A 16,024-nucleotide genomic window follows, 5' to 3' on the forward strand; every position below is an offset into this window, starting at 1 on the left:
ATGATATTTTAATCCAAATATTGCTCAATAAGGTTGTACATTTGTATGGGTTATTGTTTGTGGTATAAATTGATTTAAATACGTCTCACACACCATTTGCCCCATAATGTTTATAAAATGCAAACAAAATTAAACACAATAGAAGAGGCCATCGCAGATATAAAAGCTGGTAAAGTGATTATTGTTGTAGATGATGAGAATAGAGAGAACGAAGGTGATTTTTTAACGGCAGCCGAAAATGCAACGCCTGAGATCATCAACTTTATGGCTACTTATGGCCGCGGCTTAATCTGTGCGCCTCTAACAGAAGAACGTTGTAAAGAATTAAACCTTAACCTGATGGTGGGTAAAAATACAGCAGCTTACGAAACTAATTTTACCGTTTCGGTAGATCTGGTTGGACATGGTTGTACCACGGGTATTTCGGCAAGCGACCGTTCTAAAACGATGCTGGCTTTGGTGAATCCTAAAACTGATCCTGAAGAATTAGGCAGGCCAGGACATATTTTTCCACTAATAGCCAAAGATGGTGGCGTAATCCGCCGTGCAGGTCATACAGAAGCCGCAGTAGATTTAGCACGTTTAGCTGGAATGAAACCTGCAGGTTTGTTGGTAGAGATTTTAAAAGAAGATGGCGAGATGGCCAGACTTCCTGATTTATTTAAAATTGCCGAGCAGCATCAGTTAAAAATTATATCAATCGAAGATTTAATCGCCTATCGTTTAACCATGGATAGCTTGATTAAACAAGAGGTTACCATTGATTTACCTACTGCCTGGGGTGATTTTAAAATGACAGCCTATACGCAGTTAGATAATAATGCTACACATTTAGCCATTTCTAAAGGCGAATGGGATAGCAAGGAGCCTATTTTAGCACGTGTACACAGCTCTTGTGTAACGGGCGATATCTTTGGGTCTTGCCGTTGCGATTGCGGCCCGCAGTTGCACAAAGCATTAGAAATGATCGAGAAAGAAGGAAAAGGTATTGTGGTATACATGAACCAGGAGGGTAGAGGTATCGGACTGATTAATAAATTACGTTCGTATAACTTACAGGATGCCGGTTTCGATACTGTTGAGGCGAATATTAAGCTAGGATTTAAAGGCGACGAACGCGATTATGGCGTAGGAGCGCAGATCCTGCGATCGGAAGGGGTAACTAAAATGCGTTTAATGAGTAATAACCCAACCAAAAGGGCAGGTTTAATTGGATACGGTTTAGAAGTGGTAGAGAATATCCCGATCGAGATTGCAAGTAATGTACATAACGAACGTTATTTAACCACCAAAAGAGATAAAATGGGCCATTCGATTATGAAAGGATAGGTTTTGAGTAGGGCGTTTTGAGTTGAGCGTTTGGAGTCAGCCAAAGTCTGAGTAACAAGCAAAAGCCAGTATTGAACTTACGTTTGATATTGGCTTTTTTGTTTAATGTTGCATCAAATGCTAATCTTTCCCTGAATAATTTTGTCATCCTGAACGCAGTGAAGGATCTTTATAACTTCAGTTCGATTAATATTGATTCATACTGACTAATTTTAAGCTCGTGAAACTAGCGCGATCGTCATGCTGAATTTATTTCAGCATCTTTACTGATAAATAGACCCTGAAATAAATTCAGGGTGACGGCTATGAACGAAAAATGCCTGCAGTATGCCTTTAAAGGATATTAATAATCGAAACTGAGGTTTATACTTAACCAAATAGCCACCGATCGGTTTTTAACCATATAAGAAATATAAGGTCATTTAAGTCATTCGTGTCGATTAATCACTCTGCGGTTCGTCCTCCTGAACTTGTTTCAGGATCTATTAGACGTTTAGCCTGTGGCCTTTTGAGAAGATTGCTTCCCTAAAATCAAGGCGTGCTGTCGTACCTACTCGCCATAGCGAGTGAGGGAAAATGACGCCCTTGCCCGTACCAATAAACTATTGACCAATGAACAAATGAACCAACCTCTACCTCCTCTGGTTTCCTTTACTCTGGTTAATAATCGCGTCTTTGTTAAAAGATTTATTTGTTTTAACCGGTGCCTGGCTCTTTCTTTTCAGGTTTCGGCGGTAAGCACCAGAAATTTTCTGAACAAACTCTTTAAAAGTATCAAACTGCTGGGTATACACCAGGCCGAAAGATGTAACGTTTGCAGTTGAACTAATTCCGCTGTTTAAGAATATACTCTGTTGCGTGGGTGGTTTATTTGCCGCTTTTACTGTTAAGCTTCCGTCTTTTTTAATCAAGAACAGTGCCTCAACCTCTCTACCCACATTATCTTTAGAGAAATCGATCACAGTAAAATCGTTCGCACTGTTTCGGTCTACAATACCCGCATTAATAATTAAACGATCGTTAAAGAACTTAAACGATGCATTGGCCTCGCTTAAGGAGCGTACGTTTAAATCGACAAAATTTAAGTTTAACGAAGAAAGTACGTTGTTAAACTGGTTAAAAACCAATTCCGTAGCCGTACTCGTAGCGGTTGAGCTCAACTGGTTGCCAATCGACTGCCCACCATTTCCAGGAGCGAAACTTCTTCTGATAATTAAACTGAATGCCTGAAGGTTCAGGTTGTTCTGATCGCTCAGATAGGTTTGCAGTTCTTCTTTGATTGAAGGTTGTGCCGGGAAATTGATATCGAGCTTAATATCCGGCTGTAACAGTAAGCCCGTTAAGCCCATTTCTACCTCGGTATTAACCCTTTGGTTGGCATTACTGCTCGCGTCGCGGTTTGCTGCCTTGTAAAGGTCGTTTAAGCTTGCCCTTAAAGCATATACCGCTTTTAAGTTAATCTGCGCGGCAGTAGGGTTACCCGTCCAGCGGATGGTTCCACCTTGCCTGATGTCGAATTTTTTGTTGATCACCTCCTGGGCCGTAAAATCGAAACTTCCGCTCTCAATAATATAATCGCCAGACATTTCGAAATCACCAACACTATTGATGTTTAAGGCCAGCTCCGCATTACCCTTTCCACTTAAATTGCCGAGGGTGGTATATATGTTCGCTGTGGTATTCGGATCAATGGTTAATTTGAAACTTAAGGTTAAACCATCAAAGTTTGTTCTTTTCTTAACCACAACGGTCGAATCGCGGCTCACGAAATTAATGAAATCTTTATCCGATATGGTTTCAGAACTGTTTAGCGGCAGGTTAAATACAGTTCCTTTTTCCGTTTTCGCCTTAATATCGATCTTCATCTTGTTGGTTGGCCCCGTAAACGTAAATACACCTGTGCCATATGCGCGGCCATAGTAGATGGAATTGTCTTTTGAGGTAGTGTTCAGGGCCATTAAACTATTGGCATTCACCTTCACATTCAGTGTCGGGTAGTTAATATCATTTAAATCTACAGTGCCGTTTGCGGTAGCTTCGTGGCCTTCCAGATCGCTTAAGGTGAAGTTGTCCAGTTTAATCACACTATTGTTTACCTCTACTTTGTCGGTAATTACATAGGTGGTTTTAAGGTAGTTTACCATCAGCTGTCCCTTATCTAACGATAAATTACCATTAATTTCTGGCTTGTCTAATTTGCCTTTCACCGTTAAATCGGCTGAGATATTTCCTTTTAAGTTAGATACCAGTTGTTTAACGAAAGGCTCAATTACAGTGAGCTTGCTGTCATCCATTTTTACGCTGAGGTCGATTTCCTTTTCTTTCAGATCAACATTTCCAGTCAGTTTAAAATTCTCCGAATTGTCGGCTACAATGCGGGTAAATACATTAAGCTTTTGGCTTTCATTGCTGTATGATGAAGTATCGGTTAAGGTACCGATATAGATATCATTAAAGTTTAACGAATCGATCTTTAAGTCGTCTGTTACCCTAAGTGTTTTTAATATGCCATACAAATCAGTCTTCCCGTTAAGGTTTCCACCCAATTTAACACCAAAACCTTTGGTAAAAGGGTTCAGGGTTTTTAAGCTAAAATCTTTAAAGCCCACACTGATTAAATCTTTGGGATCTTCTGAAATTAATCCATCAATCACAACCTGTTGCTTTCCGTTGGTTAAATCGAAATTACTGATCTCTGTTTTACCATTGTTCAGCACGATCCGTACTTTCTCCTGGATGCGCCATTCTTCGTTATTGATTTTTAAGATAGAAGGCAATACGCTTAACCTTGCCGTTGTATCCTGGTTTTTGGTGAACTCTACCAATCCGTTTAAATCGAGCTGATTGTCTTCTTCAGCGTTCGACATTTTTACGTTGAAGGCCAGACTGTCGTTCCGCAGGATGTTGGAAACGTTTACATCTTTAATAAATAAACTGTCGTTAATCTGCACCCGATCAGAGGTTACAATCAGTTGAAGTTGTTGTGTGGTGGTATTTTCATCGAGGATGATGTTGTTTACCACAATACCACTGTATTTTAGTTTCTTCACAAAACCGTTTAGCGTTGCAGTATTGTTGCGCGAATCGAAATCTCCTGTTAATGTAGCGCCTTCTTCTAATTCCAGGCCTGGTGCAAATATCTGCGCCAGTGGTTCGAACTTTTTAACCTTCAGGTTAAACTGAAAAATCTGGTTTTTGTATTTTATAATATCGGCCTTTAATGAAGGAATATACGTTTTGGCGATGGCTTTGTAATAAGAAGCAATAGAATTGAGATCATATTCGCCTTTAATACTGGCATCTAAAATATCCGACCGGATATCCAGTACGCGACTTGCGCCCGTGCCATTGGCTGTTAACTGTACCGAATCTACGCTGTAAGTGCCTTTTGGGTTTTGCATCCTGATCTCTTCGATCAATAACTTACCCGATATGTTATTCAGGTTGGTACCCGAAAAATTAGTGGTAAATTTAGCATCCACCATCAACGAATCTTTCAACAGTTTTAAGGATTTTAAACGTGCCTTGGAAATGGTTGCATTAAAATTGAATACCGGCAGTTTAGGGTTCAGGTTAACACCTCCATCAAATACCAGTTTAATGTTCCGGTCGTTAATGCTCAGCTTGCCATCAAAATATTTTTTATCAAAAGTACCATCAATCTTTACGTTATGGTACCTGTATTTGTTAAAGTCGATATAATCTACATCGCCATTTATTTTTTCGGTTAAATCTTTTAATTCCGTTCCACGGCCTTTCACATATAAAGAAGAACTGATCCGGCCCAGGCTCTTTTCACCTAACAGATCGCCGATGTTAAAATCGTAGGTTTTTACGTTTCCGGTGTAAGATGGGACATCCTTTTTATCGATTTTCATGTTCACATCCGAAACGATGCGACCCAGTTTGGTTTTAAATTCGCCATAGGCAATAAAATCGTTCTGAAAACCCGTAAAACTTCCGTTAAAGTTGATGTTGCCAAATTTGTTTACAATTACCGGAACAATTTTCTTTTTGCTGTTGGTAATGCCCGCCAGCACTTCCTCAAGATCGGTCTTGTTTGTTCCTGCCATCTCGATGTTCAGGTCCATAAAAGTTTCTTTCCATTTCGGAAGCCCTTTTAAAATAAAATCGCCTTTAATGTGTGTGGCCTTTCCAGTTCTTAATGATAATTTTTTGGCTTTAAGGTTATTCACTAAACCTGTAATCTGACCATCAACATCGAGGTCGAGTTTCATGGTATTTAGCTCAGGGGCAAAAAATGCAACATCTTTCGAGGTGATATGGCTATCTTTAAAAATAGCCTTCATCCGCACATTATCTATGTAGTGGTTAAAATCTTTATAGCTTTTAAACCGCATTTGGTAGTAATTGGTTAAACGGCTCTGATTGGTTTCGAGCAACAGGTTTTTCAGCTCTATCGCATTACTGTCTATCGTGGTTTGTGCCGTTAAGTTTTTTAGGTAAAATCCGCTACGCTCTTTAAAAGTGAGGTTTTTGATATTGGTTTTAAGCAAATGGTTCTTGGTGTCCAGTCCTTCAAAAATTCCACTCAGCTGTTTAACGTTTACGTTATCGAAGTTTACACTTTTACCCTGCACGGTATCTTTTGCCCTGTAGTTGATGTACCTGAAGGCAAACTTATTTAAAATAAGGCGGCCTAGACTTACATCAAAAGGCTTACTTTTCTTTTTCTTTACCTTGGGTTTACCAGAATCGAAGTAGTTAATGATAAAATCGAGATTAGAAGACTTATCTTTGAACTCCTTTAGGAAAAACTGGCCATCGTTAATTTGAACAGTACTGATATCAATGATCTTTTTATCAATGGATAATTTAGTGATATCGACCATAAATTGAGGCGTGCTCAATAAAGTGTCTTTTTGTAAATCTAAAACCAATAAATCTTCGAGTACAATAGATTTAAAAGGCTTGATATAAAGACTCTTGATTGATATAGTGGTTTTAAGCTCTTTAGATAAATATGCGGCAGCTCTCTGCGCAAAATAAGTTTGAACAGGCTTAAATTGTAGCGAAAAAACAAGAAGCGCAGCCAGCAAGATTATTGATGCGATTACCCAAAGGAGTATTTTAAATAGTTTTTTAATAATTTTGCAGCTTAAATATTAATAATTTGTCTGTTATACTTGCTATTGAGTCTTCTTGCGATGATACATCCGTTGCTATTTGTAACAACGGCAAAATTACTGCCAATGTTATTGCAAACCAAACAATTCATCAAAATTATGGTGGTGTTATACCTGAATTAGCTTCAAGGGTACATCAACAAAATATTGTGCCTGCTGTGCAACAAGCTTTAATTAACGCTAAAGTTACAAAACAGGACATTAATGCGGTAGCTTTTACACGAGGCCCAGGTCTTTTAGGATCTTTATTGGTTGGTGTTTCTTTCGCAAAATCTTTTGCATTAGCTTTAAATATACCTTTAATTTCTGTCAATCATATGCATGCGCATATTTTAGCACATTTTATTGATGATCCAAAGCCGGTTTTTCCCTTTATCTGCCTAACGGTTTCTGGCGGACATACACAAATCGTGCTGGTAAAAGATTACTTTGATATGGAAATCGTAGGCGAAACATTGGATGATGCTGCTGGTGAAGCTTTTGATAAAACGGCTAAGTTACTGGCCTTGCCTTATCCCGGGGGACCACTGATTGATAAACATGCACAGCATGGAAATCCTTTGGCGTTTAAATTTGCAGAACCCCAAATCGCAGAGCTGAATTTTAGCTTTAGTGGTTTTAAAACTTCTATTCTGTATTTTATCAGGAAGCAGGAAAAAGATAACCCTAACTTTATTGCCGAAAATTTAGATGATATTTGTGCATCGGTTCAGCATAGCATTGTACAAATTTTGCTGAACAAATTAAAGAAAGCAGCAAAGCAATACGGAATTAAAGAAATTGCTATTGCAGGTGGTGTTTCGGCAAACTCTGGTTTAAGAAATGGCCTGCAACAAACAGCCGATGAATTGGGCTGGAACATCTATATACCGGCGTTTCAGTATTGCACTGATAATGCAGGCATGATTGCCATTGCAGGGTACCAAAAGTACCTGAAACAGGATTTTGTAGGGCAGGATGTTTCGCCAATGGCGCGGATGGAGTTTTAGTTTTGGGTCATTGGTTCAATTGTTCAATTGTTTGATTGTTGAATTGTTCATTGCGATATTGCAAACTGTTAACTGGACATGGTTAATTGTTGAAATTGCTTAACTGGTTATCCTTTGTTCGTCATCCGATAGCTATTGGATGCGAGAAGGCTTTTTCAGCCGACGAAGCAATCTTACAACGATAGCTCGTTGCGAGTTGATGTAAAGGACTCCAGGGTGATTAATTATCCGGATAAGATCCTGACCACGAAGTAGCTATTAGACCATTGAAAGCAATCAATTCAACTAATAAAACAAGTTCAGGATGACGACTGCTTAGGGGATTATAGCCCTTAAACCGCCAATTGAAAACTGGCAACAAGAATTGTTTAAATTGAATTTATATATATGACTGGAGCATCGTTAATATTTTGGATTGTTTGTGCGATACCGCTAATCGGTATTTTATATTGGTTAATCAGGAATGACAAAAACAAACTAAAAGGAAGCTGGGGCGTGATTATTTTAGGTGCTCTGATTATTGCCGCACTTTTGGTAATTGTTTATGTAACCAAAGATTTCGACACAGTTTTCAGCCAGAATTAATTAAGGTATTCTAATTCTTATTTAGACCTATTCTTATTAGTGTATATTTTCTATCTTTGCCGAAAATTAAAGATAGATGAAAAAAACTATACTAATCGTTACCATATTGATGTGTAATCTTCTTTTGGGGTATGCCCAAAACGTGAAGGTTGAAGGGCACATAAAGGATCAAAGAAATGAGGTTCCATACTCCACCATTTCTTTACCAGGTCAGAAAATCCAGGCGGATAGCAAAGGTTATTATACGTTATATATCAAAAGCGGTGTTTCGTTTAGTATTCAGGTAAATGCTGTTGGATATAAATCATTTACGCAGCAAATTGCGGGCATAAGGGCTGATACAATTATTAATTTTGTATTGGAACCAGTAGCCAATACGCTGGATGATGTGTTAATTTCTACTTCGAGAAAACCGGAAAACATTAGAAATATTACCACTTCAGTTAGTATTGTAAATAAGAAAAAACTGGAGAGAGAAATGGCCATCACGCCGGATTTGAGCACTATACTGGCCAATCAGGTGCCGGGTTTTGCGCCTACAGCACAAACAGGGAATAATGTAGGGCAAAACTTAAGAGGTCGCCCAATGCTGGTGATGATAGATGGTGTTTCGCAATCTTCGCCATTAAGAAATGCAGAAGTAGATTTAAGATCGATAGACCCCTCGGTACTTGAACGTATAGAAGTGGTAAAAGGTGCCACAGCCATTTATGGTAATGGTGCTGCGGGAGGTTTAGTGAATTACATCACCATGGTTCCGGATACTGCAGTAAAGTTTAGCGGTAAAACCCAGCTTAATTTAAACGGATCGCTGGTTAAAGTTAAAAACTCTGAAGGGGGTAGAATTAACCAAATGTTCTATGGAAAACTGGGTAAATTTGATTACGTGGTGAGTGGAATGTATGAGCAAACCGGCGAATATAAAGATGCAAAAGGTGATGTGGTAGGGCCAAACTACAGTTTAGGTGAAACCGATAGCTATAATGCTTTTGCCAAGTTAGGTTATGTACCGGCAAAAAATCAACGTATTCAGCTTACCTATAATACATACAGCAGTTTGCAGAACAGTAATTTTACTTTGGTAAACGGTAATCTGGCAACTGGTCAGAAAGCAACCGGTGTTTTAGGAAAACCGCTTGGTATCCCAACCGGAGTAGATTATAACCACAATTTAAATCTATCGTACAAGATTGACAGTACTTTTCTTAATTCGAGTTTGAATGCGGATGTTTATTACGAAACCCGTAAAGATGTTTTTTATGTTTCTTTAGGTCGCTTTGATGGGGGCGATGGACAATCGCTCGCCAAAAATGATAAAAAAGGAGCACGTTTGTTTTTGGAAACACCAATATTGAACCTCGACTTTTTGAACATGAATCTGGCTTATGGTGCAGATTTCATGAAAGATAAAACCGCACAGCCGCTGGTTGATGGGAGGGTATGGGTACCAACAATGGATATGACCAATATTGCACCTTTTGCGCAGGCAGATTTTAATGTCTTAAGTAAGCTTGTATTTAAAACTGGTTTGCGTTACGAAAATGTAAATATAGCAGTTGATGATTACCGGACTTTAAGGACTACCGGAGCAAACAATACTACCATTACGCCATCTTTTGATGTAACCGGAGGTAATTTAAAATATAGCACTTATCTTTTTAATGCAGGTTTAAGGTATAATCAATTTAACGTTTTTAGTCCTTTTGTAAGTTTCTCTCAGGGTTTTTCCGTAATGGATATTGGACTGGCTTTACGCGACGCCAAAGTAAACAGCATTGATAAGATCAATACGGATGCGGTAAAGGTTAATAATTATGAGGCTGGCTTTGAAAGTAAAATTGCCGGATTAACATTTTCTGCGTCGGGTTATATCAGTACGTCTAAGTTAGGTATTGAAGTGGTTTATGACCCTGCTACCGGTTTGTTTAATACCGCAAGGAACCCTGAAAAAATTTATGGTTTTGAATTGGCGGCCGATTACCATTTGTTTGATCAGCTGGGTTTAGCTGCAAGTTACAGTTATACAGAAGGCAAGCGTGATATCGATAAAAATGGAAAGTTTAACGATGCCGGCGACTTATATCTCAATGGCCGCCGTATTTCGGCGCCAAAAATTACTGCTTCAGTAACCTATAGTCCATTAAAGGTGTTGGATTTAACCCTAAACTATACCGGTATCAACTCGCGCAACAGGTTTGAGAAAAATGCGAACGGCATATATAATGGAAATGAGGGTGCGGTAAAAGCATATCATTTATTCAGCTTTGCGGGAATTTATCAGGTGAAGAAGAACACGAAACTTACCTTAGGTGTAGACAATATATTTAACCAGGATTATTTCCCGGCAAGGGCACAGTGGTTTATGCAACCGGGCTTTTATTCAAAGGGAAGGGGTACTTCGGTAAACTTTGGTATCTCGGTTAGTTATTAACCAGATCTAAAATAGAAAAAGCGCACTAATTTAAAAATCAGTGCGCTTTTTTATGTTTAACAGAATTGATCCGGCTTATTTTTCAGCCAATTTTTCGCCTGTTACTTCGGCTTTAATTTTAATTTCTAATTCTTCTGCAAGTTCAGGGTTGTCGCTTAACAATTGTTTTACAGCATCTCTACCCTGACCAAGTTTAGTGTCTCCGTAAGAGTACCAGGATCCTGCCTTTTTAATGATGCCAAAGTCAACACCTAAATCAACAATTTCTCCGTTTTTAGAAATACCTTCACCGAACATCACATCAAATTCTGCGATACGGAAAGGTGGGGCCACTTTATTTTTAACAATTTTTACTTTAACTCGATTACCAGAAACTTCGTCTGAATCTTTGATTTGTGAAATACGACGGATATCTAAACGTACCGATGCATAAAATTTCAATGCATTACCACCAGTGGTGGTTTCAGGGTTACCGAACATTACACCAATTTTATCACGTAACTGGTTAATGAAAATACAGCAACATCCGGTTTTAGAAATTGTTCCGGTTAATTTACGTAAGGCCTGACTCATTAAACGGGCGTGTAAACCCATTTTACTGTCACCCATTTCGCCTTCAATTTCACTTTTAGGAACTAAAGCCGCAACAGAGTCAATTACAATTACATCAATAGCGCCCGAACGGATCAGGTTATCGGCAATTTCTAGTGCCTGCTCACCATTATCTGGTTGAGAGATTAAAAGGTTATCCGTATCTACACCTAGTTTCTTTGCGTAAAACTGATCAAAAGCATGCTCTGCATCGATAAAAGCAGCAATACCACCTTTTTTCTGTGCTTCGGCAATAATGTGTGTAGCTAAAGTTGTTTTACCAGAAGATTCTGGTCCGTAAATTTCAATTACACGGCCTTTTGGAATTCCGCCAATACCCAAAGCAATATCTAAACTGATTGATCCGGTAGAAATAAAATCTATTGGTTCAATGGCAGAATCGCCAAGTTTCATAATGGTACCTTTACCGTATGATTTCTCTAACTTATCTAAAGTAAGTTGCAGGGCTTTTAATTTATCTGGATTTGCAGTGCTCATTTCTTTTTTCATTGATTGCGTAAATATAATTGATTATCGGCTAATATGCTTAAATGTTGATATTTATAATGCTAAAATATTTAGCTAAGTTAAATGTTTTCTGGCTAATGTCAATAGTAAAGTGAAAATATTTTTTAAGCTTTTAATTTGTCTCTTTCGTTTTGGGCGGTTAACCGTTCAAAGTACCTGCACATGTAGGTAATTTCACAAACATCACATTTGGGGTTTCTGGCTACGCAAACGTAACGTCCGTGCAGGATGAGCCAGTGGTGTGCAATATGAATATCGTGTTCGGGAAGGTTTTTGACCAAATCCTTTTCAACCGCCAATGGTGTTTTACCATTGGTTAATCCCAAACGGTTGGCTACACGGAAAACGTGGGTATCAACCGCCATGGCCGGTGCATTGTAAATTACTGAGGCAATTACATTGGCAGTTTTGCGGCCCACGCCAGGCATTTTCTGTAAATCGTCAATCCCCGAAGGCACTACATCGTTAAATTCATTAACAAGAATATTAGCCATGCCCACCAGGTGTTTTGCCTTATTGTTGGGATAACTGATGCTTCTGATATAATCGAAAACAATATCGGGCGTCGCTTCAGCTAAAGCCCTGGCATTGGGAAAGCGCTGAAAAAGTGCAGGGGTTACCATATTCACCCTTTTGTCGGTACATTGTGCAGAAAGGATTACCGCTACTAAAAGCTGGTAAGGATTATTGTAATGTAACTCGGTTTCTGCATCAGGCTGCTTGGCCGAAAAATGTTCTACAAAAAGTTTGTAGCGTTCTTTTTTAAGCATGTGCAAATATAGGTTAAAGATGGAAAATTAATATGCTTAATAGATATGGAAGAGGTAGGTTGATGCAGATATACAAGTGGTGTCATTTCGACCGCAGAGGAGAATTTACATAGTTCAAAGATCTCTCCATTTCGCTGCGCTACAGTCGAGATGACGACCATTCTTTTGGAGCCTGCCATTGATTGCGTAGTCAAAGGATCTTTACCTGGAGAATTCGTAACTGTCGCCAAACGCCAGATTCGAAACGCAAGACTGAACAATCGACTCAAGACTAAGGACTTCAGGTTAAAGGGCTAACTCATTTCCCTCAGTAACTTATCGCATTCGGCAAAGGCATTATACAGGTATTTATTGCGGTGTTTTTCTCCCTGGCCGCTAAAAGAAACTGATTTCATAATCAGCCCCTGCATCCATTGTTTGGTTTGCTTGCAGTAAGACTGGTCTTCGGTTTTTAAATAATTAAAAGTATTAAACCTATTGTAGCAGGTCATGCGGTCTTTAAAATCAACCAGATAGGCAATGCTCCCCAGTACATCACAACTATACCAATTAAAGGTATGGTCGGGGTCGATGGTTTTTTTGCTGCTAATGGCATACATATTCATATCGGTTAGGCAATACCTTACCTGTTCTACAATTTTTACAGCCAGTTCATTATCAGTAAGATGTCCAGCTTCGAATGCATACCTGATCTGTTCGAGCGTGCCGGTTACCGTATCTTTTGACCATATTTCGGTGCTTGGTATTTCCAGGTAGGCAGCGTGCAGCTCCTGCGAAATTTTAATAATTTCGTCGGATATATAGGACGAACTAAAAGGTATTCCTGTGTTATTGGTGCTATTTGCCCAAAAGAAAAGTTTAAAGCTGGTGAGTTCCGGGTACTTGAAAAAATGAAATAGCGGAATATCATCAGTGGTGATGGTGATATGTTTTTTATTGCTGTTTTTAATGGCTTTTATATTGTCCAGTAAATTCTGGAGATAGCCAATCATATCTAAATCTTCATTTACACTTAAATAGCTAAACGTAACAGATAACGATTGTTTCGGGTTGTAAAGAAATGGGATATCAAAGCAATCGGAAAGCTTGATGATTTGCTGAAAAGTAAGGTTGCTGTCGCCCCTGATTTTCTTATAGGCCTCATTGGTGCTTATCCCTAACTCTTCAGCTACACTCAATGCCAGGTTCTGGTATTCGGGCAATGCAGTTCTAATGGCTTGAAAAAATAGTGCTTGCTGATTATCCATAAAGATTAATTTTTTAATTGAATATACTGTTTTTTAATAATCAAATGGATTATTGCAAAAGATTAAATTGCAAAATATAATTTATAAACTTTATATGTGTTGTTTATTTTCTTTAAACGATAATTATTGAGGTTTTTGTAACCTTTAAGATTTATTACAGTTTGTTATATGCTTTAGATTTGGTTAAAATTAAAACGCACTGTTATGAACAAATTAAGATTTATAAAAGATGAAGGCTCTGAATTCTATAAAGAATTGAATGAGCAGATTGAACGGTATTTTATTGATAATGGGTTAAAGAAAACCGGGAACACAAAAATGTTCTTCAAGATTTTCCTTTACTTCGGTTTGGACATCCTGTTCTACACCTTAATGATTACCAGTCATTCGGTATTTGCATTTTATGCTTTTTACCTGCTAATGGGACTTTCTGTTTTGTTAACTGCTTTTAATATTTCGCATGATGCGGCCCATGGTGTAGCAGTAAAAAGTAAATTCTGGAACCGGATACTATTTTCGCTGAGTTTTAACCTTCAGGGAAATAACGCCTATGTATGGGGCAAAAACCATAACGAATCGCACCATTTATATACCAATATAGAAGGCAGTGATATCGATGTGCTGAATAATCCATTATTCAGGATGACTGAATCTCAGCCTTTGTTATGGTTCCATCGGTATCAGTTTATTTACGCACCGTTTCTTTACCTGTTCTATTCCATTAACTGGTTCTTTTTCAGGGAAATATTGATGCTGTTCAATTTATCGAGCCGCACCATTAAAGTGGAGATTCCCCGAACTGAAGCTGTAAAGCTGGTGATATATAAACTCTTATATATCGGTTATATGATCATTTTGCCTGTTTATCTGTTGCCTTTCGGCTGGCAGACGGTTTTAATGGCTTTTTTGTTAAATCATTTTATCATTTCGCTATTGTTTGTGGCTGTATTAGGCGTGGCACATTTATCGGATTATGTAGCTCACCCGGTGCCTGATCAGGATCATAAATTGAATATGAGCTGGCCAAAGCTGCAATTGCTTACCTCAATAGATTATCACGCAGAAAGCAGGTTTTTAAACTGGACACTGGGCGGCTTTAATGCACATGCGGTACACCACCTGCTTCCTAACGTATGCCATGTACACTACCTTGAGATTATTCCAGTTTTTAAAGCGCTGGCTAAAAAACACGGGCTTACTTATATGGAAGTGTCTTATGGCGAATCGCTGGCCTCTCATTTCAGGTTCTTGAAAATGATGGGCAGAAATGGAAACTTAATCCCGATGCGATATGAAGGATAAACATATTCATGTGGCGGCTGATAGTCAGTTGCTAAAAGCGATATACAAACGCGTTAGCGAAGAAGTGGTAGCTGATCAATCTGCATTTATTAGGATCATCGCGGTTAAATTTGTGGTGTATTTCTTACTCACCTTGTTGACCTATTTAGCTTTGTACCATATCGCTAATCCGACTGGTTTTGTGGGTTGCTTTGCGATCTATGGTTTTATCTCGCTGCTCTTTGCTTTTAACTTTTCACACGACTTTTCGCACAATACCATCTTTAAAAGCAAGCGACTTAACCACATTTGCTTTGTAGTTATTTATACATTGGTTGGGGCGCATGCTGAGGCTTGGAAACTGCGCCATGTTAATTCTCATCATTATGCGCCAAATGTAGAAGATTATGATTCAGACCTTAAAATATCGAAATTGATTCGCGTGGTTCCAGGCAGCAAACATTATTGGTTTCATGCGTACCAACACCTGTATGCGCCATTAGCTTATACAAGCTATTCGCTGTTCTGGATTTTCATTAAAGATTTTGTGATTCTATTTAGTGATGATGCTTATGGCGCCAAAAAGAACATGAGGTATTACTTGTCGTTTGTGTTCCAAAAAACTATCTATATCAGTTTGTTGCTCGTTTTGCCAATGATTTTTGCAATCCAGCCCTGGTATGTGGTGTTACTTGGTTTTTTAATGATGCACTTAAGCCAGTCGTTATTCTTATTGTTTACGTTTTTTATGACTCATCATGTAGAGGAAACACAATATCCGAAAGCTGATGCGCGGGGTTATATTAATGCCTCCTGGTTAATGAACCAGATCAGGAGTTCAAACGACATGCATCCTTTCAGTAAAACGGCAAACTTTATTTTAGGCGGTTTTAATAACCACATTGCCCATCATTTATTTCCGCACTATCATCATATGTATTATCCGCAGATCAGTAAAATATTGTACGAAATGTTAAACGAAAGTGGCATAACGCCTAATTGCACCAGTTATTTTGGGGGAATAAAATCTCATTTAAAGCTGTTGAAGAGAATGGGAGAGGCAGCGTTTTGAATGAGTGAAATAATTGAGTTTTGAATGAGAGAATGGTTTGGATTTTCTCATTCT

10 protein-coding genes are annotated in these 16,024 nt (G+C 38.5%); 6 read left to right on the forward strand and 4 right to left on the reverse strand.

What is annotated here, in order from left to right; all coding sequences use genetic code 11:
* Positions 1-117 precede the first annotated feature (117 nt).
* Positions 118-1,329: a bifunctional 3,4-dihydroxy-2-butanone-4-phosphate synthase/GTP cyclohydrolase II gene (locus ACUN24_RS09265; protein WP_445562235.1), complete on the forward strand. Its 1,212-nt coding sequence runs from the start codon at positions 118-120 to the stop codon at positions 1,327-1,329.
* A gap of 632 nt (positions 1,330-1,961) precedes the next feature.
* Here ACUN24_RS09265 and ACUN24_RS09270 read toward each other — a convergent pair.
* Positions 1,962-6,389 carry a translocation/assembly module TamB domain-containing protein gene (locus tag ACUN24_RS09270; protein ID WP_445562236.1) on the reverse strand — a complete coding sequence of 1,476 codons (4,428 nt, stop codon included), beginning with the start codon at positions 6,387-6,389 and terminating at the stop codon, positions 1,962-1,964.
* 74 nt (positions 6,390-6,463) lie between these two features.
* On the opposite strand from ACUN24_RS09270, the gene tsaD reads away from it, so the two are divergent.
* The 3 genes from tsaD (at position 6,464) to ACUN24_RS09285 (ending at position 10,481) form a co-directional block, all read left to right on the forward strand.
* A complete protein-coding gene (gene tsaD / locus ACUN24_RS09275) occupies positions 6,464-7,465 on the forward strand; it encodes a tRNA (adenosine(37)-N6)-threonylcarbamoyltransferase complex transferase subunit TsaD (RefSeq protein ID WP_445562237.1) in 1,002 nt (333 codons plus the stop codon).
* A gap of 387 nt (positions 7,466-7,852) precedes the next feature.
* Complete coding sequence (locus ACUN24_RS09280; protein WP_193424058.1) at positions 7,853-8,050, forward strand: hypothetical protein; 198 nt, start codon at positions 7,853-7,855, stop codon at positions 8,048-8,050.
* Between the two features lie 76 nt (positions 8,051-8,126).
* Entirely contained in the window at positions 8,127-10,481 is a 2,355-nt protein-coding gene (locus ACUN24_RS09285) for a TonB-dependent receptor (RefSeq protein WP_445562238.1), read from the forward strand.
* Positions 10,482-10,556: 75 nt separating this feature from the next.
* Here ACUN24_RS09285 and recA read toward each other — a convergent pair whose 3' ends face one another.
* From recA to ACUN24_RS09300, 3 genes are all read right to left on the reverse strand, one after another.
* The gene (gene recA, locus ACUN24_RS09290) at positions 10,557-11,570 is read right to left on the reverse strand and encodes a recombinase RecA (protein WP_121283406.1); all 1,014 of its coding nucleotides are present in this window, start codon (positions 11,568-11,570) and stop codon (positions 10,557-10,559) included.
* A 134-nt stretch (positions 11,571-11,704) separates the two neighbouring features.
* Positions 11,705-12,370, reverse strand: coding sequence for an endonuclease III (nth, locus tag ACUN24_RS09295; RefSeq protein WP_132403171.1), 666 nt, complete (start codon positions 12,368-12,370; stop codon positions 11,705-11,707).
* Between the two features lie 293 nt (positions 12,371-12,663).
* Entirely contained in the window at positions 12,664-13,617 is a 954-nt protein-coding gene (locus ACUN24_RS09300; protein ID WP_445562239.1) for a hypothetical protein, read from the reverse strand.
* A 204-nt stretch (positions 13,618-13,821) separates the two neighbouring features.
* On the opposite strand from ACUN24_RS09300, the gene ACUN24_RS09305 reads away from it, so the two are divergent.
* Both ACUN24_RS09305 and ACUN24_RS09310 read left to right on the forward strand, forming a co-directional pair.
* Positions 13,822-14,919: a fatty acid desaturase family protein gene (locus ACUN24_RS09305; RefSeq protein WP_445562240.1), complete on the forward strand. Its 1,098-nt coding sequence runs from the start codon at positions 13,822-13,824 to the stop codon at positions 14,917-14,919.
* Entirely contained in the window at positions 14,909-15,970 is a 1,062-nt protein-coding gene (locus tag ACUN24_RS09310; RefSeq protein WP_445562241.1) for a fatty acid desaturase family protein, read from the forward strand. Before ACUN24_RS09305 ends, ACUN24_RS09310 begins: the two co-directional genes overlap by 11 nt.
* Positions 15,971-16,024: the final 54 nt, after the last annotated feature.

Source organism: Pedobacter sp. WC2501, from assembly GCF_052682415.1.